Here is a 23724-nt window from a genome sequence, read left to right as displayed (position 1 = left end):
GTGCCCTCGGAGCGGGGGAAGAACTCGTACCAGGAGCCGTACAGGGCGCGTTCGCGCTCGACGAGCAGGGGCAGCGGGTCGGAGGTGGTGACCAGCTCCCGCAGCGGATGCCGGGCCAGCACCGCGGCCACCCGAGGCGTCAACGCCGCCGCCAGTCGGGTGGCGACGGGCAGCGAGTCGTCACGCAGCGTCGCCGCCGCGGCCAGCACCACGGCCCGTCCGGAGTTCTGCGGAACTCCCGCCGCTGCCCGTTCGTGCAGCTCGGCGCCCTCCTCCAGGACGAGGCCGGTGTCGATGCCCGCCGGGATCTTGATCTCCGCGTGATGCCGCCAGGTGGCGACGGGGTCGCTCCAGGCCTCGACGCGGTAGGTCCACCTGCCCGGTGCGCCCGGGGTGACCTCCGCGCCCCAGCGGTCGGTGCCCGGGGCCAGCTCCCGCATCGGCGTCCACGGCCCCGGCCGGCCCTCGGGGTCCTTCAGCACGACGTTGGCGGCGACCGCGTCATGGCCCTCGCGGAACACGGTGGCGGTGACCTGGAACGTCTCTCCCGTCACCGCCTTCGCCGGGCGCCTGCCGTACTCCACCACCGGGTGGACGTCCCGGACCGGGATACGTCCGATCTGCCCGGTCGTACTCATCCGTGCTCACCTCCGCCGTGCTCGAAGCCGGGATCCGGGCCCGGTCAGATGGGTCAAGCCGCGCCGGAGGGGGTCTTCCGCCCCGACGGCGAACGCCGGTCCGTGACCGGCGGGCCGCGTCTGACCGCTCGGACGGGACGGGGCCGCTCGCTCTGCTCCTGCATGTAGGTCACCGGAGTCGTCCGCAGATACCGTTCGGCGGCGTCGGCGGCCTCCCGTGCGCACCGCTTCCCCATCAGCACGCACAGGGTGTAGCCGGAGTCCTCGAAGGTGGCCCGCACGCCCACGTCCGCAGGGGACGCGAGCATCATCCGTTCCCACGCCCGGTAACGCCGCAACTGCCGGGCGACTTCGGTCTTCGCAGGTAGCAGCATGGTGCCGTGCCGCCTTCCGGGACGGTCCGTTACGGACGATCGATTTCTTCACACATGGTGCACGGACGGTGACCCGTCGTCTTGTTGGAGCTTCAACTATTTGGGGTGATTTCCGCTCGTGTTGCACGAATGGGCTATTGCTCCCACTCTGGAGTGACTCAGAAGCGATCAACGCTCACGCTTCGTGCTCGGGGAAACCCCGTCCCCCAACGGGACGAGGAGGAGCGAGAGCTTTCGCGGTGAGGAGCCAACGACGATGAAGACCGCAGTGCCCTGCTACTACCACCTCGACGTGGAAGTCAGCCCGGAACGGGTCCGACAGGTCAGGCGCATCCTGGCCGCTCACCTCCGGTTCTGGGACCTGGAGAACCTCGTCGAACCCGTCTGCGGCGGCGCCGAGATGCTGCTGCGGGCGATCGACGAGCACGCGAGCGACAAGAACACGTCGATCGAGATGTGGTGGAACCGCCAGCACCTCATCACGGCCGTAGGGGGCAACGACCACGCGCTCCGCCCCGACCAGGACCTGCGGAGCTGCCTGCAGCACCTCGCCGCCACCAGCGACGGCTGGGGCTGCTGCGCCACCGAGACCGGCGCCAGGGTCATCTGGTTCTCGCAGCGCGCCCGGGCCGGCGAGCGCATCCCGCTGGTGCCGACCGCGCCGGAGCCGATCACCCAGGAGGGGCTGGAGGTGCCGCGCGAGGTCATGCCGATCGCCCGGCTGGCAGGGCCGGCGAGCACGGCGGGCGGCGTCCTCGTGGAGGAGGCCCAGTGACCGCCGCGAGGCCGAGCTGGAAGGGGTCGCCCGTGTGGAGCGGGCACCCCTACCCCCTGGGGGCCGCGTACGACGGGCAGGGCACCAACTTCGCGCTGTTCAGCGAGGTCGCCGAACGCGTCGACCTCGTCCTCGTCGACGACGACGGCACCCACAGCACCATCCCGCTGCCCGAGGTCGACGGCTTCGTCTGGCACTGCTACCTCCCCGGCGTCGGCCCGGGGCAGCGCTACGGCTACCGGGTCCACGGTCCGTGGGCCCCGGCCGTGGGCCACCGCTGCAACCCGGCGAAGCTGCTCCTCGACCCCTACACCCGGGCGGTGGACGGGCAGGTGGACAACCACGCCTCCCTCTTCGAACGGGCACAGGGGCGGCCCGACCCGGCGGACAGCGCCGGGCACACCATGCTCGGCGTGGTCACCGATCCGTTCTTCGACTGGGGTGACGACCGCCCGCCCCGGCGGCCGTACGCGGACACCGTGATCTACGAGGCCCACGTGCGGGGCCTCACCCGTACCCACCCCGAGGTGCCCGCGGAACTGCGCGGCACCTACGCCGGTTTGGCGCACCCCGCGGTCGTGGAGCACTTGACCTCGCTCGGCGTCACCGCGGTGGAGCTCATGCCGGTGCACCAGTTCGTGCACGACGGCGTGCTCCAGGACCGCGGCCTGTCCAACTACTGGGGCTACAACACCATCGGCTTCTTCGCGCCCCACAACGGCTACGCGGCCCTCGGCACCCGGGGTCAGCAGGTCACCGAGTTCAAGTCGATGGTGAAGACCCTGCACGAGGCCGGGCTCGAAGTGATCCTCGACGTCGTCTACAACCACACGGCCGAGGGCAACGAGAAGGGCCCCACCCTCTCCTTCCGCGGCATCGACAACGCCTCGTACTACCGACTGGTGGACGGCGACTGGCAGCACTACTACGACACCACCGGCACCGGCAACAGCCTGCTGATGCGGCACCCGTACGTCCTCCAGCTGATCATGGACTCGCTGCGGTACTGGGTCACAGAGATGCACGTCGACGGATTCCGGTTCGACCTCGCGGCCACGCTGGCCCGGCAGTTCCACGAGGTGGACCGGCTGTCGGCGTTCTTCGACCTGATCCAGCAGGATCCGGTGATCAGCCGTGTCAAGCTGATCGCCGAGCCGTGGGACGTCGGCGAGGGCGGCTACCAGGTGGGCAACTTCCCGCCGCTGTGGTCGGAGTGGAACGGCAAGTACCGTGACGCGGTACGGGACTTCTGGCGCGGCGAGGAGCACACGCTCGGCGAGTTCGCCTCCCGGCTGACCGGCTCCTCCGACCTCTACCAGCACAGCCGCCGCCGCCCCCGCGCCAGCGTCAACTTCGTGACCGCGCACGACGGTTTCACCCTGCGCGACCTGGTCTCCTACAACGACAAGCACAACGAGGCCAACGGCGAGGGCAACGGGGACGGCGAGAGTCACAACCGGTCCTGGAACTGCGGCGCCGAGGGCGCGACCGAGGACCCGGCCGTCCTGGAGCTGCGCGGCCGCCAGCAGCGCAACTTCCTGGCCACGCTCATGCTGTCGCAGGGCATCCCCATGCTCAGCCACGGCGACGAGCTCGGCCGCACCCAGCGGGGCAACAACAACGCCTACTGCCAGGACAACGACATCTCCTGGATCGACTGGCGGCTGGCCGAGGAGCAGCGCGGCCTGCTGGAGTTCACGCGGGGCCTCATCGCGCTGCGCGCCGCCCACCCGGTCCTGCGCCGGCGCCGCTACTTCCGCGGCGAGACGGCGACCAACGCCGACCAGCCGGTACCCGACCTGGTCTGGCTGCTGCCGGACGCGCGGGAGATGGCCGACGACGACTGGCAGCGCTCCGACGCCCACGCCGTCGGCGTCTTCCTCAACGGCGACGCCATCGCCGAACCGGACCCGTGCGGCCGGCCCGTGGTGGACGACTCCTTCCTGCTGCTGCTCAACAGTCACTGGGAGGCGACGGACTTCCGGCTGCCGGGCGCCGCCTACGGCGAGCGCTGGACGACGCTGATCGACACCGCCGACCCGGAGTGCACGCCCGACGAGGCGGAGCACAAGGCCGGCACGGTGCTGACCGTCGAGCCGCGCAGCCTGGTGCTGCTCTCCCGGCCGTCCCGCACCGGCCGGTGAGCCCGTGAGTTCAGCGCCCGAGACCGCGCGCGGTCACCGTGAACTGCGCGCCGTCGGCGTCGCGGAGGACGGCCTCGTCGCGGCTCTCGGACAGGACACTGCCGCCGTGCAGTTCCGCGGCCCGCGCGCACGCGGTGACGTCGTCGACCGCGAAGTGCACCTGCCAGTGCGGCCGGATGGTCGGATCGGGTGCCGCCTCCAGGGCGCCCGACAGGATCCGCGCCACCACGTCGCCCTGGCTGAGCAGGACCACCTCGTCGCCGTCGTACTCCACCTCGCAGCATCCGGGACGGTCCGAGGCCCAGTCGAAGATCTGGCCGTAGAAGATCGCCGCGTCGAAGGCGTCGCGGGTGTGCAGCCGGATGAAGGCCGGCCGGGAGTTGCGCCAGGTCTCCCAGTCGGTGAACAGCTCGCCCTCCCAGACCCCGAAGGTCGCGCCGTCCCGGTCGGCCAGCAGGGCGGCGCGGCCGGGTGGCAGGGAGATCGGCCCGACGGCGGCCGTGCCGCCGCGCTCCTGCACCCGGGAGGCGGCCTCGTCCGCGCTGGCCACGGCGAAGTACGGCGTCCACGCCACCGCCATCTGCCACATCGCGGCGACCGCGGCGATCCCCGCCACCGGGGCCCCGCCGGCCAGGGCGATCCGGAAGTGATCGCCCAGCCGGGCGGGCCGCCACTGCCAGCCCAGCACGGCGGAGTAGAACTCCTCGGTGGCCTTCAGATCACGGCTGGTCAGGGTGACCCAGCAGGGTGCCCCGAACACGGAGTGGGTGGAGAGGCGGCTCTTCGCGCCGGAGGGAGAGGTCATGTCGTGGTTCATGGCAGTCGCGTCCTGATCTCGTCCACCGGCAGCCACCGGTTCCACACCAGTGTCCGTCCGGAATCGCGTGGGGCGCCTGCCGAGTACCCCGGCCGCGGCACCGAAACGGTGACCGGTCGGCCCCGGACGGCCCAGTGGCACGCGGCGGGCCGAGTGGCGACGATGGATGCGTCGGAGCAGTACCGAGAGGCACGAGCGGCCACGACGCGCCGGATCCGGAGGTGACCATGCCCACGGACGGGGGCTCGGACCAGATATTCGAGCTGCAGGAACAGGTCCGGCAGCTCAAGGAGGCGGTCGTCTCGCACGCCGTCGTCGATCAGGCGATCGGGATGGTCGTCGTACTCGGGCGGCTGACACCGGACGAGGGGTGGATCGTACTGAAGGAGGTTTCCCAGCATACGAACATCAAACTGCGCAACGTGGCGGAGATGATTCTCATCTGGGGGCGCACCGGAGTGATGCCGGCGGAGATCCGGGTCGCGCTGGAGGACGCCCTGGACCAGCACGGCCCGACCCAGATACCCGGAGCCCCGCCGGAACGGTGAGGCCGGAGCGGAGGAGGCGGCGGGGAAGCGGCGGGGGCCGTGGCGAGTGGACGTCGACGGGTGGCTCAGCCGGTCTCCGCGAGGATCTCCTCGCGGATCTGTGCGAAGCAGCCGCTGAGCAGCCGGGAGACGTGCATCTGCGAGATGCCGAGCTGCTGCGCTATGCGGCTCTGCGTCATCCCCCGGAAGAAGCGCAGGTAGAGGATCATGCGTTCGCGCTCCGGCAGCGCCTCCAGACAGGGCCGGACGGCCACCCGGTCGACGACGGTGTCGAACGCGGGGTCGGGGCCGCCGAGCGCGTCCCCGAGGGCGTACCCGTCGGTGCCGGGCATCTCGGCCTCCAGCGAGAGGGCGGAGAAGCACTCCAGCGCCTCCATGCCGGTGCGGACCTCGACCGCGGTGAGGTGCGCGTACGCGGCGATCTCCTCGACCGTGGGGGCGCGCCCCGGCGTCGTCTGCGCCAGCTCCTTCGCGGCGCGCCGCACCCGGTTGCGCAGGTCCTGGATCCGGCGCGGCACGTGCAGCGTCCACATGTGGTCGCGGAAGTGCCGCTTGATCTCGCCGGTCACGGTGGGCACGGCGTACGCCTCGAAGGCGTGGCCGCGTTCCGGGTCGTAGTGGTCGACGGCCTTGACCAGTCCGAGGGCCGCCACCTGGTACAGGTCCTCCAGGCTCTCGCCGCGGCCCCGGAAGCGGACGGCGATCCGCTCGGCCATGGGCAGCCAGACCTGGATCAGCTCGTCCCTCAGCGCCTTGCGTTCCGGACCCTCGGGCAGCTGCGCGAGGCGTTCGAACGCGGCGGCCGTGTCGGGGGCGTCGTCGTGCGGGTGCGGCTTGGTTCTGCTGGCGATACGCATGATGCGCACCTCCCTCAGCAGGGGTGCCGGGTGGGACGGAACACCATCCTCCTGTCCGAAGCGCTGAGAGGGGCATGCCCTGTCGCGCATATTCCGAAACAAACCCATATGTACGGATTCTTACACGACCGGCAGCGGCCTGCCGCTCGAACGGCGGTGCGGCTGCTGTCCGGTCGGCAGGGAATGGGCCCTCCGTGACAGGGGCGCGAAGGTGATGTGCGGCACGCCCGCCGTGATCGTCGCGCGGTCCGCCGGCGGATAGTCCCTGCGCAGCGCTTGATCGGCGATCAAACGGTGTGAAGTCCCTGGCCATGGCGCATTCTGCTCATTTGACAGTGCACTGAGCGCACAGATAGGAAGCAGCTTCGAGAGGTCGAGAGGTGCACCGTGTACGAGCCGAACGTGGTCGGGGACTGGCAGGAGTACGACGAACACGCCGGTCTGCGGGTCCGCGTACACCGTCTTGAGCCGGCCGAGCCGCCGCGCGGCCGCGACGACGCCGCCGAGGGGCTGACGTACTTCAGTGTCCGCGTGACCGTCGAGAACCGGGGCGCCCGGCACTTCGGCATCCACCTGGAGGACGGGCAGATCGACGTGCGGATCGGCCCCGACGGGGAGAGCGCGTTCCTCGACTGGCGCAACTCGCAGTTCATCGAGGGCTTCGACGTCCATCCGCTGCGCAGGGCCACCGCCGTGCTCTACGCGGCCGGCGCGGAGGCCAGCCTCGGCCAGGTGGACGTCCAGGTGCAGCTGCGGGTGGACGAGGAGTGGGCGGACCGCCGGCTGTGGAGCGGCGGCCTCGGCCTGCACGAGGGTGCCGCCGCGGCCCCCGGATGCGCGGGGCGGGACGGCGGTCTGGCGCACCAGGTGAGCGCCTTCCTGCGGGACCAGGCGGAGGAGGGCACCGCCTGATCCGGTCCCGGACCGGGCGGCCGTGCCGCCGCCTCAGTGCGCGATGCCGTCGATGATCTCGCGGGCGCCCTGACGCAGCAGCGCCACGGCGACCGACGTGCCCAGGGTGGCCGGATCGAGCCGGCCGGCCCACTCGTGCGCGTTCAGCCGGACCTTGCCGTCGGGGGTGAACACGCAGGCCCGCAGGGACAGTTCCCCGCCGCGGTCCACGCGCGCGTACCCGGCGATCGGGCTGTTGCAGTGCCCCTGCAGGACGTGCAGGAACATGCGCTCGGCCGTGGCCTCCCGATGGGTGTCGGGGTGACCGAGGCCGCTGACCGCGTCGATGAGCTCGGTGTCGCCCTCCCGGCACTGCAGGGCGAGGATGCCCGCGCCGATGGGCGGCATCAGCGTCTCGGTGGAGAGCACCTCGCTGATCACGTCACGGCGGCCGATGCGCTCCAGGCCCGAGACCGCCAGCAGCAGGGCGTCGGCCTCACCGGCGGCCAGCTTCGCCAGGCGCCGGTTGGCGTTGCCGCGGAACGGCACGCACCGCAGGTGCGGGTGGGTTGCGGCGAGTTGGGCGATGCGGCGCACCGAGGAGGTGCCGACGCGGGCCCCGGCCGGGAGCTCGTCGAGCGTGAGGCCGCCCGGATGGACGAGGGCGTCCCGGATGTCGTCGCGCTTCAGGAACGCGGCGAACACCGTGCCGGCCGGCAGTGGCCGGTCGGCGGGCACGTCCTTGACGCAGTGCACCGCCAGATCGGCCTCGCCGGCCAGCAGCGCGGCGTCGACCTCCTTGGTGAACGCGCCCTTGCCCTCCACCTGCGACAGATCGCCGAGCCACTTGTCGCCGGTCGTTCTCACCGGGACGACCTCGGTGCGCACGCCGGGATGGAGGGCCGCCAACTCGCTCCGCACGCGCTCCACTTGGGCGAGGGCCATGGGGGAGTCGCGGGAGACGATGCGGATCAGTTCGGGGACGGACATGCGGACACGATAGTGCCCGCGGGGGCGCCGGCGGTGCGACGCCCCCGCGGGCGGGGTCACGCGTTCGGGTCGAAGGGGATCCCGGAGGGCTTGGCCGCGGCCAGGTGGGAAGCGAAGCTGCCGTCCTTCAGGCCGAAGTTGGCGCTGCCGAAGTCGTACGCGCTCAGCCGTTCGCGCAGGCCGGCCGGGTAGCCGTTCCAGCCCACCAGGGCCGGGTACTGCCAGGTGCCCTCGTGGTTCTCCGGCGGCTCGTCGTTCGAGGTCGCCGGGCGGAAGCAGTGGGTGCTGATCCCGTCCTTGTGGTAGACGATCTTCGGATGCGTGCCGTCGAAGCGGACCGCCGACCTCGCGTGCACGCTGAACGAGCCGTGGTTGGAGGTCGACACGTACTCGACGGTGCCGTTCTGCACCCACACCACCACGTGCTCCCAGTCGTGCCGGTGGCCGCCGAGACTGCTGCCGGGCAGGGCCTGGTCCTTCTCGAAGTACAGGCCGTACATGTAGGCGCACCAGCCGTTGTTGCACTTGGCGCGTGCGTAGCCGTTGGTGTTGTCCAGGTCGGCCGCGTCCCGGCAGTTGCCGTTGAGGGCGCCGGTCGGGTTGAGGCCGCCGTTGACCGTTCCGTCGGGGCCGATGGCCGGCGTGGGGTAGCAGCCGTCGGTGTCGTAGTCGTAGGCCGGCTGGTACGTCCGCTCCAGCGCGTCGGCGTTGGCGGGCAGTGCCGGGGGCGGGGCGGCGAAGGCGGTGGCGGGGAAGGCGACGACGAGGGCGAGGGCACCGAGGGGTGCGGTGAGCCATCTCCTGCGGCGGGTCCTGGACGTGCTCGACGGCACTGCGTCCTCCTCATGGTCCGGCGCAGCCCAACGGCTGGGCGGGGCAGGGGAGTTCAGTGTCCCGTCGGTTCACTTGCGGGCCAAGGGCCACGGGCGTCCCTGCGGTGAAGGGCGGCCCAATACTTGACCACGCGTTACACGATGTCGTCCGGGAGGTCGGCCGAGGACTCCTCGGGCGCCAGATCCGGGCGCAGCCTCAGCCAGGACGGCTGGCGCAGCATCCCCTCCCGGGTGCGGGTGCTGTAGCGGACCTCGCCGACCAGCCGCGGCACCACCCAGCGCGCCCCCGGCACGTGCGGCACCGGGTCGAAGGGGCACACGTCCGTCGTGGCCGCCCGCAGCAGCGCTGCCAGTTCGGTGCGCTCGGTCTCGCTCCAGCCGGTGCCCACGCCACCGACGTAACGCAGCCGGCCGGCGGCGCGCTGGCCGACCAGCACGGCGCCCGGCAGGCCCGTGAGCCGGCCCTTGCCGGGCAGCCAGCCGCCGACCACGACGTCCTCGCTGCGCATGTTGCGGATCTTGATCCAGGCCCGGGAGCGCACTCCCGGTTCGTACACCGAGTCCAGCCGCTTGCACACCAGGCCCTCCAGGCCGTGCTCGCGGGTGGCCCGCAGGGCCTGTTCGCCGTGGCCGACCAGCGCGGCCGGCGTCGACCAGGACGGGCCGTCGAGGCCGAGGCCCTCCAGCCGGCCGCGCCGGCGGGTGTAGGGCAGCCGGACCAGGGAGGCGCCGTCCAGGTGCATGACGTCGAACAGCACCAGGTGCACGGGGACCTTCGCCGCGCGGTGAGCCGCCAGGGCCGGGGCGTGCGCCAGGCCCATGCGGGACTGCAGCAACTGGAAGTCGGCGCGGCCCTGTTCGTCCAGGGCCAGCACCTCTCCGTCCAGCACGGCGGGTGTGGTGCCGAGCACGGTGCCGAGCGGTACCAGCTCCGGATACGCGGCCGTGATCTCCTGGCCGGAGCGGGCGCGCAGCACCACCCGGCCGTCGCCGGGCAGGTAGACCACCACGCGCTGGCCGTCCTGCTTGGTCTCGTACGCCCACCGGGCGTCCTGCGCGGCGGGCGGCAGGCGGCCGGGCGTGGCGAGCATGGGAGGGATCAGAGGCAGCTCCACGGGTCAGTTGTCGACGCACCCGCGCGGCACCACGCCCGATCCGCGGCAGGTTCGCCTGAACGGCGCCGGTCCCGCCGGGGGCCGGCGCCGTCGCCCGTCACCCGACGGAAGCCGGGTCGGCCTCGGCCCCGGCGGCCGGAGAGGCGGACGCCACCGCGGCGGCGGGGCGGTGCCGGGGGATGAAGGAGGCGATGACGAAGGAGAGCAGGGCGGCCCCGGCGCCGACGGCCATGACCACCTTGAAGGCGTTCTCGGACGGCAGGGCGAAGCCGCCGAGGCCGATGGTCATCTGGGCCAGCACCACACCGGCGACGGCGCTGGCGACCGACGTACCGATGGACCGCATGAGGGTGTTGAGGCTGTTCGCGGCGGCCGTCTCGCTCGCGGGCACCGCGCCCATGATCAGAGCCGGCATGGCGCCGTAGGTGAAGCCGATGCCCGCGCTGATGACGCAGGAGGCCAGCACCAGGTGCCAGACCTCCGACATCAGTACGATGTTCAGTCCGTAGCCGGCCGCCACGATCAGGGCGCCGATCATCAGGGTCACCTTCGGCCCCCTCGCCCGGGAGACCTTCGCGGACACCGGGGCGAAGGCCATCATCACCAGGCCGGAGGGCGCCATCACCAGACCGGCGGTCAGCAGGGAGCGCCCCAGACCGTAACCGGTCGCCTCGGGCAACTGCAGGAGCTGCGGAAGCACGAGCGACATCGCGAACATCGAGAAGCCGATGGCGATGGACGCGAGGTTGGTGAACAGCACCTGGCGGCGGGCGGTGGTGCGCAGGTCCACCAGCGGCCGCGGGGTGCGCAGCTCCCACCAGCCCCACACCGCGAGGACCACCACGGCCGCGGCGAACAGGCCGAGCGTGGTGCCGCTCGTCCAGCCCCAGTCGGCGCCCTTGGAGATCGCCAGCAGCAGGCACACCAGGCCGGTCGCCATGCCGAGGCCGCCGAGCACGTCGAAGCGGCCGCCGCTGCGCACCGTCGACTCGGGCACGAGCAGCGGCACCAGCACCAGGGCGACGGCGCCGAGTGCGGCGGAGGTCCAGAACAGCATGTGCCAGTCGAGGTTGTCCGCGATCAGCGCGGCGGCGGGCAGGCCGAGCGCGCCGCCCACCCCGAGGGAGGCGCTCATCAGGGCGGTGGCGCCGGCCAGGCGCTCGGCCGGCAACTCGTCGCGCATGATGCTGATCCCGAGCGGGATCACGGCGGCGGACAGGCCCTGCATGGCCCGGCCGGCGACCATCGGGACCAGCGAGTCGCTCAGCGCGCACACCACGGAACCGGAGATCAGCAGCACCAGGCTGACCAGCAGCATGCGCCGCTTGCCGGCCATGTCGCCGAGCCGGCCGACGACCGGGGTGGCCACGGCCGCGGCCAGCAGCGTGGCGGTCACCGCCCACGCGGCGTCCGACGCCGGCGCGTCGAGGAGCTCCGGCAGCTCCGGGACGATCGGGATGACCAGGGTCTGCATCAGCGAGACGACGATGCCGGCCAGGGCCAGCACCGCCACCACGGCGTTCGGCCGCGGCGGTGCGGGCGTCTCGGCGCCGGTCGATCCGGCGGGTGAAGCGGGCATGGGGGTGCCTTTCGAGGAGGGCAGGTCCGTGCGGCGACCACTTTTAAGTCAGTCGCTTGACGTACTCTAAGGGGTGGGGCGAGGAGTACGCGTACCGGCCCGCGCGCCGCCCGCGGCGCGCCGTTGCGTAGGCTTTCCGTCCACTGGAACGCGACGCTGCGCGGCGCACCCGCGGCGGAGGCTGGGACTGGCCGCCGCGGGGCTCAGGGAAGTCCCGCGTGGTGGTGAGCATGGCGGGCAGGACGGCACGGGCGGAACAGGTCAGCGCGACCCGGGAGCTGATCCTGATCACGGCCGAACGGCTGTTCGCCGAGCACGGTGTGTACGCGGTCTCCAACCGTCAGGTCAGCGAGGCCGCCGGGCAGGGCAACAACGCGGCGGTCGGCTATCACTTCGGCACGAAGTCCGACCTCGTCCGGGCCATCGCCCAGCGGCACTCGGAGCGGGTCGAGGAACTGCGGGCCCGGCAGCTCGCCGCCCTCGGCGACTCGACGGACCTGCGCGACTGGGTGGACTGCCTGGTGCGGCCGCAGTTCGACCATCTGGCGGCGCTCGGCAGCCCCACCTGGTACGCGAGGTTCTGCGCCCAGGTCATGACCGACCCCGCACTGCGGCAGATCATGGTCGATGAGTCGCGCGCCTCCGTGTCGCTGCGCGAGATCGTCGCGGGACGCAACCGGTGCATGCCCGCGCTGCCCGACGAGGTCCGCGCCGAACGGGGTGACATGGCCCGCCACCTCATCGTGCACACGGCGGCCGAGCGGGAGCGTGCCCTCGCAGAGGGACGTCCCACTCCGCGCGCCAGTTGGAAGGAGGCCGCGGACGGGCTGGTCGACGCGATCGTGGGCATGTGGCTGGCGCCCGTCACCCCCCGGGGCGGGGAGTGATGCTGCTGCGTGGTGAGCGCCGGGATTCCCGGCTGTGAGCGGGGCATGGGAACGCCGGGCCGGGGGCCTTTACTTGCGTTACGCAATGAGATGTTAGAGTCCCCGCATGCCCACACCCCCGCTCTCCGGCGGCTCCGCCTCCCCGGAAGTGACCGAGATCGAGCGAGCGCTCACCCGCATCACCTATCTGCGTGCGCGTCACCGGCAGCACGACCGCCTGACGGCCCTGGCCGGGGTGCCGCTGGACCGGGCCGCGGTGGCGCTGCTGCGGCAGGTGGCCGAGTGCGAGCCGCTGCGCCCGGGCGGGCTCGCCGCACGGCTGGGCGTGGAAGCCTCGCACGTCACACGCACGGTGCAGCAACTGGAGCGGTCGGGGTACGTCAGCCGCGTCCCCGACCCGGACGACCGCCGCGCCCAGCGCATCGAGCTCACCGAGGAGGGGCGGCGCGCCGTGGAGCGCATCCGCGACGCCGGAGCCCGCGGCATGCAACTGGCCCTGGCGGACTGGTCGCCCGAGGAGCTGCGCCGGCTCGCCACCCTCTTCCACCGCATGGTCGACGACTTCGTCGCCCACGCGGCCGACGAGGAGACCGGCGGACGGTCCGCCGCCCCGGCGGGCACGGCCTGACTCAGCCGACGTCGGCGTCGTGCTCCGCCGGCACCCCGGCGGGCGCGGCGGGCGGGACGGGTTCGCACAGCCCGCGCAGCAGCAGCCGGCCCACCACGGGCAGGGCCACCAGCGGCAGCAACGCGACCTGCAACGACGTGGCGTCGGCGAGCGCGCCGAGCGCCGGGGCGGCGAGCCCGCCGACGCTCACGGTCAGCCCCAGCGTCACCCCGCTCGCCGTGCCGACCCGCCGGGGCAGGAAGTCCTGGGCCAGCGTGATGTGCAGGGAGAACGGCACGTACAGCCCGGCCGAGGTCAGCGCGACGAACAGGTACACCACCGGACCGGGCACGAGGACGACCCCCGCGACCGCGAGCACCGTCAGCACGTAGGAGCGCCGCACCACCTTGAGCCGTCCGTACCGGTCGGCGAGCCTCCCCCCGGCCACCGTGCCCACCGCGCCGCCCGCGTACAGCACGAACAGCGCGGCCGTGCCCGCCGTGTCCCCGCCCCCGGTCCGCTCGCGCACGTACAGCGAGACGAACGTGCTCAGCCCGACGAACACCACCGACCGGCAGACGACGGCGCCGGTGAGCCGGAGGAACGACACCCAGTCGTCGGTTCCGGCCGGCACCGTTGCACGGCCGTCCGGCACCCGGGCCGCGCGGGCCGAGCGCACCGCGGCCGCGCACAGGGCCGCCCCCGCGACGGACGGGGCGAGCAGCAGGGGCGAGGCCCCGAGCCCGCCGGTGGCGACGACGGCCCAGACCAGAGTCGGCGCCAGCGCGAAGCCGACGTTGCCGCCGAGGGAGAACCAGCCCATCGCCGTGTGGCTGCCCCGCGCGGCGTCACGTGCCGCGCGGGCGGCCTCCGGGTGGTAGGCGGCGACGCCGACCCCGGTCACGGCGACCGCCGCCAGGGTGAGCGGATAGGACCCGGTGACGCCGCTGAGGGCGACCCCGGCGCCGCCGGCCAGCGCGCTCAGCGGCAGCAGCCACGGCAGCGCCCACCGGTCGGTGAGCGCGCCGAACAGCGGCTGTACCAGTGAGGACAGCAGCGAGGCGGCCAGGACGACGCCCGAGGCGGCGGCGTAGGAGTAGGCGCGCTCGGCGACGAAGTACGGCACCAGGGCGGCGACGGCTCCCTGGTGGACGTCGACGCAGGCGTGCCCGAGGGACAACAGGACGATGGGCCGATGGCGATGCGCGGTCACCCGTCGATCGTCGGCCCCGCCGCACATGGCCCGCTTCCGATAATCTGCCCGACTGTGTCGAACATCCGCCACACACCGACGGCCCCCACCCGCGCCCGGCACCTGGCCGCCGGACAGCGCATCGACGCCCACCGGCACGACGACCACCAGATCGTCTACGCCGGTTCCGGCGTCGTGGCCGTCACCACCGACGCCGGCACCTGGTTCGCCCCCGGCACCCGCGCCATCTGGGTCCCCGCGGGCACCGTGCACGCACACCGCGCCCACGGCCGCCTCGACCTGCACCTGGTGGGCCTGCCCGCGGACGACAACCCGCTCGGCCTCGACGTCCCCGTCGTCCTCGCCGTCGGCCCGCTGCTGCGCGAGCTGATCCTGGCCTACACCCGCGAACCCGACGACCCGGGCCCCGAACGCCGCCGCCTGCTCGCGGTCCTGCGCGACCAGCTGCGCGCCTCCCCCCAGCAACCGCTGCGCCTGCCCACCCCCACCGACCCCCGGCTGGCCGCGGTGTGCGCGCTTCTCCACGCCGATCCCGCCGACACCCGCACCCTGGCCGCCCTCGGTGCCGCCACCGGGGCCGGTGAACGCACCCTCAGCAGGCTGTTCCGCGACGAGTTCGGCATGACCTTCCCCCAGTGGCGCACCCAGTCGCGCCTCTACCACGCCCTGCGCATGCTGGCCGACGGCCTGCCCGTCACCACCGTCGCCCACCGCTGCGGCTGGTCCTCCGCCAGCGCCTTCATCGACGTCTTCCGCCGCTCGTTCGGCTACACGCCGGGCAGCCACCGGCGCCGTGGCCCGGCCGGTCCGCCCACCGTCCTTACCGTCGAGTAATATCGCGCGGCAGGCCCCCCGGAGGAGGAACCGTGTCCCGGTCCGAACGCTCACCCCTGCTGCTCGCCGGCCTGCTGGCCGCCGCGGGCGTCGCCCACTTCGCCCGGCCCCGCACGTTCGAGGCGATCGTGCCGCGCAGCCTGCCGGGCACCCCCCGCGCCTGGACGTACGCGAGCGGCGCCGCCGAACTGGCGCTGGCCGCGGGCCTCGCCCTGCCCCGCACCCGGCGGACCGCCGCGCTCGCCACGACGGCCTTCTTCGCCGGGGTGTTCCCCGCCAACGTGAAGATGGCCGTGGACTGGCGGCACCGCCCCGCGCCCCTGAAGGCCGCCGCCTACGGCCGGCTGCCTCTGCAGGTGCCGCTCGTGCTGTGGGCCCGCGGCGTCGCCAGGAACAGCGGGGGCCGGGCGTGACCGGGCGGCCCGCCGTCGGCGACACGGTCGACGACTTCGCGCTGTCGGACGAGACCGGCACCCCGCGCCGCCTGTCGGAGCTGCTCGCCGACGGCCCGGTCGTGCTGTTCTTCTACCCTGCGGCCCTGACCCCCGGCTGCACCGCGGAAGCCTGCCACTTCCGCGACCTCGCCACCGAGTTCGCCGCCGTGGGCGCCCGGCCCGTGGGCATCAGCGGCGACCCCGTCGAACGGCAGCAGGAGTTCGCCGGACGCCACCGCCTCGGCATCCCGCTCCTGTCCGACGCCGACGGCACCGTCCGCGAGCGGTTCGGCGTGCGGCGGGGGTTCTCCCTGGCGCCCACCAGGCGGGTCACCTTCGTCATCGGGCAGGACCGCACGGTCCTCGAGGTCGTCCGCAGCGAGCTGCGGATGGCCGCGCACGCCGACCGGGCCCTCGCCGTGCTGCGGGACCGCCGCACCTGAAGGGACCGTTCACGCTCCGCCCCGGTTGATACCGCGTCGTAATGGGATGATCCTGGACGACATGGAGCACGCCTCCGCTGCGGCGATCGTCGATGCCCACGGCACGGTGACGGGGTGGAGCGAGGGCGCCCGGCGACTGACGGGACACCCGGCCGAGGAGGTCGTGGGACGGGCCGCGCGGGAGCTGCTCGCCGAGGACGTGCCACCAGGCGCCGTGTCCGCGCTGGCGGGCACCGTCGTGGTCCGGCACCGCGACGGCACCACCGTGACCCTGCGCCTGCGGGCCTGCCCGCTGCTGGGCGCGGACGGCACGTCGACCGCGTACGCGGTGACCGCGGAGCCGGCCGTCGAACCGGATCTCGTCCTGACCGGCGAGGTCTTCCAGCAGTCGTCCCTGTCCATGTCCGTCCTCGACCCAGGGCTGCGTTACGTGCGGGTCAACGACACCGCTTGGCGGACGGCGGGCGTACCCGCGAAGGACCTGCTCGGACGGTACCTGCCGGACACCCTGGAGAACATCGACGACGACGTCCCGGCCTTCCTCCGCCACCTGCGGCAGGTCGCCGAGACGGGGCGCCCCGTCCAGTACGAGAGCTTCACCCACGCACCGTCCGGAACCCGGGAGCACGCCTGGACCGTCGAGATGTGGCCGGTCCGCGACGCGCACGGCGGCATCGCCGCCGTCGCCATGGCCGCACTGGAGAGCACCGAGCAGCACCGGGCCCGGGAGCGCCTGGCCCTGCTGAACGCCGCCGCGGCCATCGGCACCACCCTGGACGTCGTGCGCACCGCCGAGGAACTCGTCGAGATCCTCGTGCCCCGGTTCGCCGACTTCGCCACCGTGGACCTGCTCGACTGGGTCCTGGGCACGGACGAACCCCTCTCGGTGCCGACCGAGGACATCGAGCTGCGCCGGGTCGCCCACGCCTTCGCCACCGAGGGCTTCCCCACCGCCCCCCTGCCCCTCGGCGGGAGCGACGTGTACCCGCCGTGCGCCGCACCGGCCCGTGCGCTCAGGGAGGGACGCGTGGTGATCAGCGGCCCGGGCGACCCGGAGTTCGAACGGTGGATGCGGATGCGCGACGTACAGGCCCCGCACAACCGGTCCTACCGAGAAGCCATCTGCTCGATGCTGGCGGTGCCGCTGCGCGCCCGCGGTACCACCCTGGGCGTCGCGGTGGCCGACCGGATCAGGCCCCAGGAGCCGTACGCCACCGACGACGCCGTCCTGGCCGAGGAACTCGTCGGCCGGGCCGCCGTGTGCATCGACAACGCGCGCCGCTTCGCGCGGGAACGCGGCACCGCACTGGAGCTGCAGCACAGCCTCCTGCCCAGGGGTCTGCCCGGGCAGGCGGCGGTCGAGGTGGCCCACCGCTACCTGCCCTCCGGATCGGCGGCCGGCATCGGCGGCGACTGGTTCGACGTGATCCCGCTCTCCGGCAGCCGCGTCGCCCTCGTCGTCGGCGACGTCGTGGGCCACGGCATCCCCTCCTCGGCGACCATGGGACGCCTGTGCACGGCCGTCCGCACCCTCGCCGACGTGGACCTGCCGCCCGACGAACTCCTCACCCACCTCGACGATCTGGTCACCCACCTGGCGGGTGACGCCGGCGGCGCCGAGATCGCGGAACTCGGCGCCACATGCCTCTACGCCGTCTACGACCCCATCTCCCGACGGCTCGACCTGGCCGCCGCAGGCCACCCCGCGCCCGCCCTCCTCCTGCCCGACGGCACCACACGGCTCATTCCGGTGAGCGCCGGGCCACCGCTCGGAGTCGGCGGTCTGCCCTTCGAGGCGACACAGCTGCATCTGCCCGAGGGTTCCGTCGTCGCCCTGTACACCGACGGCCTCGTCGAGGACCGCGACGTGGACGAGGCCACCACGGAACTGTGCCGCGCGCTGACGGCCCCCGCGGCCTCCCTGGACGCCCGGTGCGACAACGTGCTCAAGGCCGTCATGCCGGAGGAACCCAGCGACGACGTCGTGCTGCTGCTGGCCCGCACCCGGGCGCTGGGCGCGGACCAGGTCGCCACCTGGGACGTCCTCCCGGACCCCGCGCACGTGGCCGCCACCCGGCAGTCCGCCATCGAGCAGCTGCTGGCCTGGGGACTCCAGGAGGAGGCGTTCGTCACCGAACTCGTCGTCAGCGAACTCGTCACCAACGCGATCCGGTACGGAGAGCCGCCCATCCAGCTGCGCCTCATCCGCGACCGCACCCTCATCTGCGAGGTCTCCGACGGAAGTTCCACCTCACCGCACCTGCGCCGCGCCCACGCCTACGACGAGGGCGGCCGGGGACTGCTGCTGGTGGCCCAGCTCACCCAGCGCTGGGGCAGCCGGCAGACCGGCTGCGGCAAGACGATCTGGGCCGAACAAGCGCTCCCCGCACAGTGATCCGCCAGGGACCGGCCCGGGATTCGGCCTGGGATCGCCGGTGAGGCCCGGTGAGGCCCGGTGAGGCCCGGGGAGGCCCGTCATCGCCCGCCGCCGTCCCCGCCCTCCTCGGCGTCCGCGGCGACCTGGGCCAGCGTGCGTCCGGTGCGCGCCGACCGCGCCCGGCGGGGGTCGGGGGTGCCGTGCCCCCGGGCACCCCCGCCGGCCGTCTTCACCAACAGCCACGCCTCCTCGCCGTCCCCGTCCTTCCCGCCGCGGAACCGGGTCAGGGCGTACTCGCCGTGCAGCTTCGAGCCACTGAGCCGGAACCTGGCATGACCGCGTTCCAGCGACGCGGCGAAGTCGACCGGCCGGCCCCTGCGGTCGTGGCTCAAGGGCTCGTAGGTGCCGCGGTCCCAGACGATCACCGTGCCGCCGCCGTACTCGCCCCGGGGAATCACGCCCTCGAACTCCTCGTACTCCAGCGGATGGTCCTCGGTCGGCATCGCGAGCCGCTTGTCGCTCGGATCGGCCGAGGGGCCCTTCGGCACCGACCAGGACTTCAGCACGTCGGCCACCTGCAACCGGAAGTCGAAGTGAAGGGTGCTCGCGTCGTGGATCTGCACGACGAACCGGGGCTCCTGCGACCCGGAGGGCGTCCCGCGGCCCTCCGGCTCGCCGGTCCGGCCGAAGTCGCGCTTGCCGCGGTAGTCCCGCAGCCGGTTCTCCTCACCCACGTGCGTGCTCCTTCCCGCGCGGCGTGCGCCGACCGCTCGCGGGTACCCCGGTCAGTACTCCTCGTGCACCTCCGGGTCCCCGCCGATCCGCCGGCGGGAGCGGTCGGCGACGGCCCTCATCTGGACGTCGTCCAGGGTGAAGCCGAAGACGTCGAGGTTCGCGCGCTGCCGCTCCGGGTCCGACGACTTCGGGATCGGGACCGCGCCGAGCTGCGTGTGCCAGCGCAGCACCACCTGGGCGGGCGTCACACCGTGATCCTCGGCGACCGAGGCGACGGCGGGGTCGCCCAGCAGGTCACTGCCGCGCCCCAGCGGGCTCCAGCTCTCGGTGCGGATGCCCTTGCGCTCGTGGAAGGCGCGCAGCTCGTCCTGCGGGAAGAGCGGGTGCAGCTCGATCTGGTTGACGGACGGCAGCACGCCGGTCTCCTTCTCCAGCCGCTCGATGTGCTCGGCCGTGAAGTTCGAGACGCCGATCGACCGCACCAGGCCGTCCTCGCGCAGCTTGACCATGGCCTTCCAGGAGTCGACGTACTTGTCCACGCGGGGCAGCGGCCAGTGGATGAGGTACAGGTCGACGTAGTCCAGGCCGAGCCGGCCGCGGGACTCCTCGAAGGAGGCGAGGGTCTCCTCGTAGCCGTGGTGCCGGCCGGGCAGCTTGGTCGTCACCACGATCTCCTCGCGGGGGACGCCGCCGCCGGCCACACCGCGGCCGACGCCGGTCTCGTTGCGGTAGTTCGTCGCCGTGTCGATCAGGCGGTAGCCCGCCTGAAGGGCCGTGCGGACCGCCTGCTCGGCCGCGTTGTCGTCCAGCGGCCAGGTGCCCAGGCCGAGGGCGGGGAGTAGCGTGCCGTCGTTGAGCGTGTGCGTCGGGATGCTGATCACCGGGGGACCTTTCCCTTGACTGAGTGCACTGTGTGCCGTCCCTCCAGCCTCACGGATAGGGTGAGCGGTGATCAACCTGACGGGGCGGGGACGAGGACGGCGGACGGCATGGACAGCGCCGAGGAGAAGCGCACGACGGGACCGGTACGTCCCACGTCACGGGATGTCGCCCGGCTCGCCGGGGTGTCGCACACCGCGGTCTCCTTCGTGTTCAACGGCCGGGCCGAGGGCAACCTCTCGCCCGCCACCCAGGAGCGCATCCGGCAGGCCGCCGAACAACTCGGCTACCGCCCCGACCCGGTCGCCCGCGGCCTGCGCCGCCGCCGGACGGCCGTGATCGGCCTGGTCACCGACGAGATCGCCTCCTCGCCGTTCGCGGGCCGGCTGCTGCGGGGCGCCATGGAGACCGCCTGGGACAGCGGGCACCTGGTGCTCACCGTCGACTCCGGCGGCGATCCGGCCAAGGAGGACGCGGCCGTCGCCGAACTCCTCGACCGGCGCGTGGACGGCATCGTCTACGCGGCGATGTCCCTGCGCCGCGTCCGCGTCCCCGAGGGCCTGCACCGCACCCACGCCGTGCTGGCCAACTGCCTGCCCGAGGACGGCTCCCTGCCCGCCGTCGTCCCCGCCGAACGCGCCGGGGGACGCACCGCCGCCCGGCTGCTCCTGGACGCCGGTCACCGCCGGGTCGCCGTCGTGGGCGGGCTCGACGACATCGCCTCGGCCGAGCGGCTGCGCGGCTTCCGGGACGCCCTGCGCGCCGAGGGCGTCACCGTCCCCAAGGAGTGGGTCGTACGGACCGGCGGCGAGATCTCCGGCGGCCACGAGGGCGCGATGCGGCTGCTCGGCCCGGGGCCGGCCGAGGGGCGCCCCACCGGCATCTTCTGCTACAACGACCGGGTCGCGGCGGGCGTCCTGCACGCCGCGACCCGGCTCGGGATCGCCGTCCCCGACGAGCTGTCGGTGGTCGGCTACGACGACCAGGAGCACATGGCCGCGTTCCTCACCCCGCCCCTGACCACGGTGGCGCTGCCGCACCGGGCGATGGGCGAGGCCGCCGCACGGCTGCTCCTCGACGCGATCGACACGGGCCGCACCCCGCCCGCCACCGTCCGCCGGATCGCCTGCCCGGTGATCACCCGCGCGTCGGTGGGGCCGGCGCCCGTCGGTTGATGAGGTGCCGGTTCCGGCGGTGAGTGGTTCTTCTCGCGTGGTGGGGCGTGGGTCGACTGTCTGGTGGTTGCGTGGGTGTTCGTGGGGCCGGGGCCCGTCGGTTGGTGGGGTGCCGGTTCCGGTGGTGTCTGGTTCTTCTCGCGTGGTGGGGCGTGGGTCGACCGTCTGGTGGTCGCGTGGGTGTCCGTGGGCCCCGCGCCCGTGCGTCGACGCGGTGCCGGTCCTCAGGGCTACTGGCTCCGCTCACGCGGTCGGGCCCGGCGACCGGTGCCGGACGGGCCCCGTGCACCGGGTCGCCCGCCCGGGGGGTCACTCGCTCGGCGACGGGACCAGCGCCCACCCGCTGACGTCGGTGCCGGCCCCCTCCACGACCAGCTCCGCCACGTCGTCGGGCCCGCGGTAGACCCGCTCGGTGACCGTGGCCCGGTCGCCGACGAACAGCTCGTACAGCGAACCGTCGACGAGAACCCGGACCTCCGGCTCCGTGCCCGGCGGCACCCGCGCCACGACCGGCGCAGGACCCTCGTCCCCAGCACGCGGCCATCCGGCGCGGTCGAGGGTCACGGTCCCCTCCTCCGGGTCCACGCACACCGTCAGCTCCGCGCCGGAGGCGGACCGCATCAGGCTCAGGGTGGTGCGGGTGCGTGCCGTGACCGTCAGGTCGTACGCCTCCGGGAGCGGAGCCCGGCCCGGCGCGGTCACGAACGGCTCGGGAGCCCGCAGCAGCCCCAGTTCCGGAGCGGGGGCGACCCGCACGGACCCGTCGGGGTGGACGTCGACGACCCGGGGCGCGGTGAGCACGCCGGCCCACCCGGCGCGCTCGGTCTCGCCCGCGGTACGGGCCTCCCACGACCAGCCCCACAGCAGGGCCCGGCCGTCCTCCTGGAGCACGGCGGGCGCATAGAAGTCCCGGCCGTGGTCGAGCGGCCCGGCATGCCGGGCCACGAAGCGCAACCCGCCCTCCTCCGTCGCCGCCAGACTTCCTGTCAGATACCCGGTGGCCCAGGGATCCCCGTCCCACAACGACACCACCAGCACCCACTCCCCGCCCCGCGTCGCGTACAGCTGAGGGCACTCCCAGCCCACCGCCCGGTCGCCGAAGGCGCCGGCGGCGACGAGGTCGGTTCCGTCGAGGAACACACCGGCGAACCGCCAGCGGGCCAGGTCGTCGCAGTCGTACAGCAGGACCGAGGGCGTGCCGTCGGCATGCCCGGCCCCGACCAGTGCCCAGCGCCGGCCGCCGCGCCGGAAGACGAACGGGTCGCGGAACATGACCACGTCCAGGCCGGGGGGCGGCCCGCCGACCACGGGCGCGGGCAGCGACCGCCACTCGGTCAGCGCGAGGTCGTCCGGGTCGGCCGCCCGCGCCAGGCAGACGGCGCCGAGACCGGCGTGGTCACGGTCGATGCCCGTGTACACGGCGGTCGGCACGCCGCCGTCGTCCACCACACACCCCGACCAGCACCCCGCCTCGTCGGGACCGCCGGGCGTCGGGGTGAGCGCGATCGGGTGGTGCTCCCAGTGGGCGAGGTCGGCGCTGGAGGCATGGCCCCAGTGGACGTCGGCGTGCACCGGGGCGTGCGGGTTGTGCTGGTAGAAGAGGTGGTACCGGCCCCGCCAACGGAAGGGGCCGTTGGGGTCGTTGATCCAGTTGGCGGGCGGGCGGACCCGGAAGCGCGGGGCGTGCGGATCCTGCGGGGGAGCGGCGAGGCTCAACGGTTGACTCCTGCGGAGGTGATGCCCTCGCGAAGAGGGCGCTGGCCGACGACGAACACGGCGACGGCGGGGATCATGGACAGCACGACACCGGCCAGGACCACGGAGACCGACCCGGTGCCGAGGTTGCCCTGGAGGGAGACCAGGCCCAGCGGCAGCGTGTAGTTCTGGCTGGAGGTCTCGAGGATCAACGGGCGGAAGAACTCGTTCCAGTGGTAGTTGAAGGCGAGGACGCCGACGATCGCGAGGCCGGGCGCGGCGAGCGGCGCGTACACGGACCGGAAGGTCCGCCACGGCCCGGCGCCGTCCAGCATCGCCGCCTCGCCCAGGTCCTTCGGCATGCCCAGGAAGTACTGGCGCATCAGGAACGTGCCGAAGGCGGTGGGGAAAGCCGGAACGATCAGCCCGAGCAGGGTGTCGGTCAGGCTCATCGACTTCAGCACCAGGAACACCGGCACGACGGTGACCTGCAACGGCACCATCATCGTCGCCAGCACCAGCGCGAACAGCGGCTTCTTGAACCGGAACTCCAGACGCGCGAAGGCGTATCCGGCGAGGCCCGCGGTGATCATCTGACCCACCGCGATCAGGGCGGTCACCAGCGTGGAGTTGAGGGCGAGCAGCCAGACGTCGAGCTGGTCGAACACCCCGCGGTAGGCCTCGGCCGAGGGGTCGGTCGGGATGATCCGCGGCGGCAGGTCGAACGCCTCGGCGGGGGCGCGCAGCGAGGTGGACACCGTCCACACCACCGGGCCGAGGGTCAGCAGGGCGCACACGGCGAGCCCGGCGATCCGCGCCCAGGGCGCGAGTCCGTGCCGCACGCGGCTGAAGTTCATGGTCGCTTGGCTCATGGGCTCACTCAC

24 protein-coding genes are annotated in these 23724 nt (G+C 73.2%); 11 read left to right on the top strand and 13 right to left on the bottom strand.

Annotated features, from left to right (window positions below; genetic code table 11):
• Together IE260_RS28520 and IE260_RS28515 are read right to left on the bottom strand one after the other, a co-directional pair.
• Positions 1 to 638 (bottom strand): maltotransferase domain-containing protein (locus tag IE260_RS28520; RefSeq protein WP_189876943.1); only part of this gene is annotated, 638 nt, incomplete at its 3' end.
• Positions 639 to 691: 53 nt separating this feature from the next.
• A complete protein-coding gene (locus IE260_RS28515; RefSeq protein ID WP_189876940.1) occupies positions 692 to 1012 on the bottom strand; it encodes a DUF5133 domain-containing protein in 321 nt (106 codons plus the stop codon).
• Between the two features lie 256 nt (positions 1013 to 1268).
• On the opposite strand from IE260_RS28515, the gene IE260_RS28510 reads away from it, so the two are divergent.
• A complete protein-coding gene (locus IE260_RS28510; RefSeq protein WP_189876937.1) occupies positions 1269 to 1787 on the top strand; it encodes a pep a2 in 519 nt (172 codons plus the stop codon).
• Positions 1784 to 3931: a glycogen debranching protein GlgX gene (gene glgX, locus IE260_RS28505; protein WP_189876934.1), complete on the top strand. Its 2148-nt coding sequence runs from the start codon at positions 1784 to 1786 to the stop codon at positions 3929 to 3931. The genes IE260_RS28510 and glgX overlap by 4 nt, the downstream gene beginning before the upstream one ends.
• Positions 3932 to 3941: 10 nt before the next feature.
• On the opposite strand, the gene IE260_RS28500 is transcribed toward glgX, so the two are convergent.
• Positions 3942 to 4748, bottom strand: a complete 807-nt coding sequence (locus IE260_RS28500; protein WP_189876931.1) for a VOC family protein — start codon at positions 4746 to 4748, stop codon at positions 3942 to 3944.
• A 227-nt stretch (positions 4749 to 4975) separates the two neighbouring features.
• Here IE260_RS28500 and IE260_RS28495 point away from each other — a divergent pair, with 227 nt between their 5' ends.
• The gene (locus IE260_RS28495; protein ID WP_189876928.1) at positions 4976 to 5296 is read left to right on the top strand and encodes an ANTAR domain-containing protein; all 321 of its coding nucleotides are present in this window, start codon (positions 4976 to 4978) and stop codon (positions 5294 to 5296) included.
• 65 nt (positions 5297 to 5361) lie between these two features.
• Here the strand turns inward: IE260_RS28495 and IE260_RS28490 are convergent, their stop codons facing one another.
• Positions 5362 to 6153, bottom strand: coding sequence for an RNA polymerase sigma factor SigF (locus tag IE260_RS28490; protein WP_189876925.1), 792 nt, complete (start codon positions 6151 to 6153; stop codon positions 5362 to 5364).
• Between the two features lie 387 nt (positions 6154 to 6540).
• On the opposite strand from IE260_RS28490, the gene IE260_RS28485 reads away from it, so the two are divergent.
• Entirely contained in the window at positions 6541 to 7065 is a 525-nt protein-coding gene (locus tag IE260_RS28485) for a hypothetical protein (RefSeq protein ID WP_189876922.1), read from the top strand.
• 33 nt (positions 7066 to 7098) lie between these two features.
• On the opposite strand, the gene hemC is transcribed toward IE260_RS28485, so the two are convergent.
• The 4 genes from hemC to IE260_RS28465 form a co-directional block, all read right to left on the bottom strand.
• Complete coding sequence (gene hemC / locus IE260_RS28480) at positions 7099 to 8034, bottom strand: hydroxymethylbilane synthase (protein WP_189876920.1); 936 nt, start codon at positions 8032 to 8034, stop codon at positions 7099 to 7101.
• Between the two features lie 56 nt (positions 8035 to 8090).
• Positions 8091 to 8867, bottom strand: a complete 777-nt coding sequence (locus IE260_RS28475) for an NPP1 family protein (RefSeq protein ID WP_189876917.1) — start codon at positions 8865 to 8867, stop codon at positions 8091 to 8093.
• A 134-nt stretch (positions 8868 to 9001) separates the two neighbouring features.
• On the bottom strand, positions 9002 to 9982 hold the full coding sequence (locus IE260_RS28470) for an ATP-dependent DNA ligase (protein WP_189876914.1): 981 nt from the start codon (positions 9980 to 9982) through the stop codon (positions 9002 to 9004).
• 97 nt (positions 9983 to 10079) lie between these two features.
• Positions 10080 to 11561: an MFS transporter gene (locus tag IE260_RS28465; RefSeq protein ID WP_189876911.1), complete on the bottom strand. Its 1482-nt coding sequence runs from the start codon at positions 11559 to 11561 to the stop codon at positions 10080 to 10082.
• 230 nt (positions 11562 to 11791) lie between these two features.
• On the opposite strand from IE260_RS28465, the gene IE260_RS28460 reads away from it, so the two are divergent.
• Together IE260_RS28460 and IE260_RS28455 are read left to right on the top strand one after the other, a co-directional pair.
• The gene (locus tag IE260_RS28460; protein WP_189876965.1) at positions 11792 to 12448 is read left to right on the top strand and encodes a TetR/AcrR family transcriptional regulator; all 657 of its coding nucleotides are present in this window, start codon (positions 11792 to 11794) and stop codon (positions 12446 to 12448) included.
• 106 nt (positions 12449 to 12554) lie between these two features.
• Entirely contained in the window at positions 12555 to 13076 is a 522-nt protein-coding gene (locus IE260_RS28455; protein WP_189876910.1) for a MarR family winged helix-turn-helix transcriptional regulator, read from the top strand.
• 1 nt (position 13077) lies between these two features.
• Here IE260_RS28455 and IE260_RS28450 read toward each other — a convergent pair whose 3' ends face one another.
• A complete protein-coding gene (locus IE260_RS28450; RefSeq protein WP_189876907.1) occupies positions 13078 to 14295 on the bottom strand; it encodes an MFS transporter in 1218 nt (405 codons plus the stop codon).
• A 27-nt stretch (positions 14296 to 14322) separates the two neighbouring features.
• On the opposite strand from IE260_RS28450, the gene IE260_RS28445 reads away from it, so the two are divergent.
• The 4 genes from IE260_RS28445 (at position 14323) to IE260_RS28430 (ending at position 18374) form a co-directional block, all read left to right on the top strand.
• Entirely contained in the window at positions 14323 to 15102 is a 780-nt protein-coding gene (locus tag IE260_RS28445; RefSeq protein WP_189876904.1) for an AraC family transcriptional regulator, read from the top strand.
• A gap of 32 nt (positions 15103 to 15134) precedes the next feature.
• A complete protein-coding gene (locus tag IE260_RS28440; protein ID WP_189876903.1) occupies positions 15135 to 15515 on the top strand; it encodes a DoxX-related protein in 381 nt (126 codons plus the stop codon).
• On the top strand, positions 15512 to 15979 hold the full coding sequence (locus IE260_RS28435; protein WP_189876901.1) for a peroxiredoxin: 468 nt from the start codon (positions 15512 to 15514) through the stop codon (positions 15977 to 15979). Before IE260_RS28440 ends, IE260_RS28435 begins: the two co-directional genes overlap by 4 nt.
• 61 nt (positions 15980 to 16040) lie before the next feature.
• Positions 16041 to 18374, top strand: coding sequence for a SpoIIE family protein phosphatase (locus tag IE260_RS28430; RefSeq protein WP_189876963.1), 2334 nt, complete (start codon positions 16041 to 16043; stop codon positions 18372 to 18374).
• Between the two features lie 80 nt (positions 18375 to 18454).
• Here IE260_RS28430 and IE260_RS28425 read toward each other — a convergent pair whose 3' ends face one another.
• Together IE260_RS28425 and IE260_RS28420 are read right to left on the bottom strand one after the other, a co-directional pair.
• Positions 18455 to 19090 carry a DNA polymerase ligase N-terminal domain-containing protein gene (locus IE260_RS28425; RefSeq protein WP_189876898.1) on the bottom strand — a complete coding sequence of 212 codons (636 nt, stop codon included), beginning with the start codon at positions 19088 to 19090 and terminating at the stop codon, positions 18455 to 18457.
• 51 nt (positions 19091 to 19141) lie between these two features.
• A complete protein-coding gene (locus tag IE260_RS28420) occupies positions 19142 to 19972 on the bottom strand; it encodes an aldo/keto reductase (protein ID WP_189876896.1) in 831 nt (276 codons plus the stop codon).
• A 108-nt stretch (positions 19973 to 20080) separates the two neighbouring features.
• On the opposite strand from IE260_RS28420, the gene IE260_RS28415 reads away from it, so the two are divergent.
• The gene (locus IE260_RS28415; RefSeq protein ID WP_189876893.1) at positions 20081 to 21145 is read left to right on the top strand and encodes a LacI family DNA-binding transcriptional regulator; all 1065 of its coding nucleotides are present in this window, start codon (positions 20081 to 20083) and stop codon (positions 21143 to 21145) included.
• 309 nt (positions 21146 to 21454) lie between these two features.
• Here the strand turns inward: IE260_RS28415 and IE260_RS28410 are convergent, their stop codons facing one another.
• On the bottom strand, positions 21455 to 22861 hold the full coding sequence (locus IE260_RS28410; RefSeq protein WP_189876891.1) for a glycoside hydrolase family 32 protein: 1407 nt from the start codon (positions 22859 to 22861) through the stop codon (positions 21455 to 21457).
• A complete protein-coding gene (locus IE260_RS28405; protein ID WP_189876888.1) occupies positions 22858 to 23712 on the bottom strand; it encodes a carbohydrate ABC transporter permease in 855 nt (284 codons plus the stop codon). Before IE260_RS28405 ends, IE260_RS28410 begins: the two co-directional genes overlap by 4 nt.
• Positions 23713 to 23724 lie beyond the last annotated feature (12 nt).

Origin of the sequence: Streptomyces viridiviolaceus, assembly GCF_014650995.1 — a bacterium.
GTDB classification, from domain to species: domain Bacteria; phylum Actinomycetota; class Actinomycetes; order Streptomycetales; family Streptomycetaceae; genus Streptomyces; species Streptomyces viridiviolaceus.
The sequence above is the reverse complement of the archived record's forward strand: the minus strand, read 5'-3'. Positions and strand labels throughout refer to the sequence as shown.

Excerpts from the sequence above, each read along its gene's own strand:
- IE260_RS28415 (WP_189876893.1), top strand. The coding sequence starts at position 20,081 with ATGGACAGCGCCGAGGAGAAGCGCACGACGGGACCGGTACGTCCCACG.
- IE260_RS28500 (WP_189876931.1), bottom strand. The coding sequence starts at position 4,748 with ATGAACCACGACATGACCTCTCCCTCCGGCGCGAAGAGCCGCCTCTCC.
- IE260_RS28510 (WP_189876937.1), top strand. The coding sequence starts at position 1,269 with ATGAAGACCGCAGTGCCCTGCTACTACCACCTCGACGTGGAAGTCAGC.
- IE260_RS28515 (WP_189876940.1), bottom strand. The coding sequence starts at position 1,012 with ATGCTGCTACCTGCGAAGACCGAAGTCGCCCGGCAGTTGCGGCGTTAC.
- IE260_RS28465 (WP_189876911.1), bottom strand. The coding sequence starts at position 11,561 with ATGCCCGCTTCACCCGCCGGATCGACCGGCGCCGAGACGCCCGCACCG.
- IE260_RS28495 (WP_189876928.1), top strand. The coding sequence starts at position 4,976 with ATGCCCACGGACGGGGGCTCGGACCAGATATTCGAGCTGCAGGAACAG.
- IE260_RS28405 (WP_189876888.1), bottom strand. The coding sequence starts at position 23,712 with ATGAGCCAAGCGACCATGAACTTCAGCCGCGTGCGGCACGGACTCGCG.
- IE260_RS28460 (WP_189876965.1), top strand. The coding sequence starts at position 11,792 with ATGGCGGGCAGGACGGCACGGGCGGAACAGGTCAGCGCGACCCGGGAG.
- IE260_RS28490 (WP_189876925.1), bottom strand. The coding sequence starts at position 6,153 with ATGCGTATCGCCAGCAGAACCAAGCCGCACCCGCACGACGACGCCCCC.
- IE260_RS28455 (WP_189876910.1), top strand. The coding sequence starts at position 12,555 with ATGCCCACACCCCCGCTCTCCGGCGGCTCCGCCTCCCCGGAAGTGACC.
- hemC (WP_189876920.1), bottom strand. The coding sequence starts at position 8,034 with ATGTCCGTCCCCGAACTGATCCGCATCGTCTCCCGCGACTCCCCCATG.
- IE260_RS28450 (WP_189876907.1), bottom strand. The coding sequence starts at position 14,295 with ATGTGCGGCGGGGCCGACGATCGACGGGTGACCGCGCATCGCCATCGG.
- IE260_RS28430 (WP_189876963.1), top strand. The coding sequence starts at position 16,041 with ATGGAGCACGCCTCCGCTGCGGCGATCGTCGATGCCCACGGCACGGTG.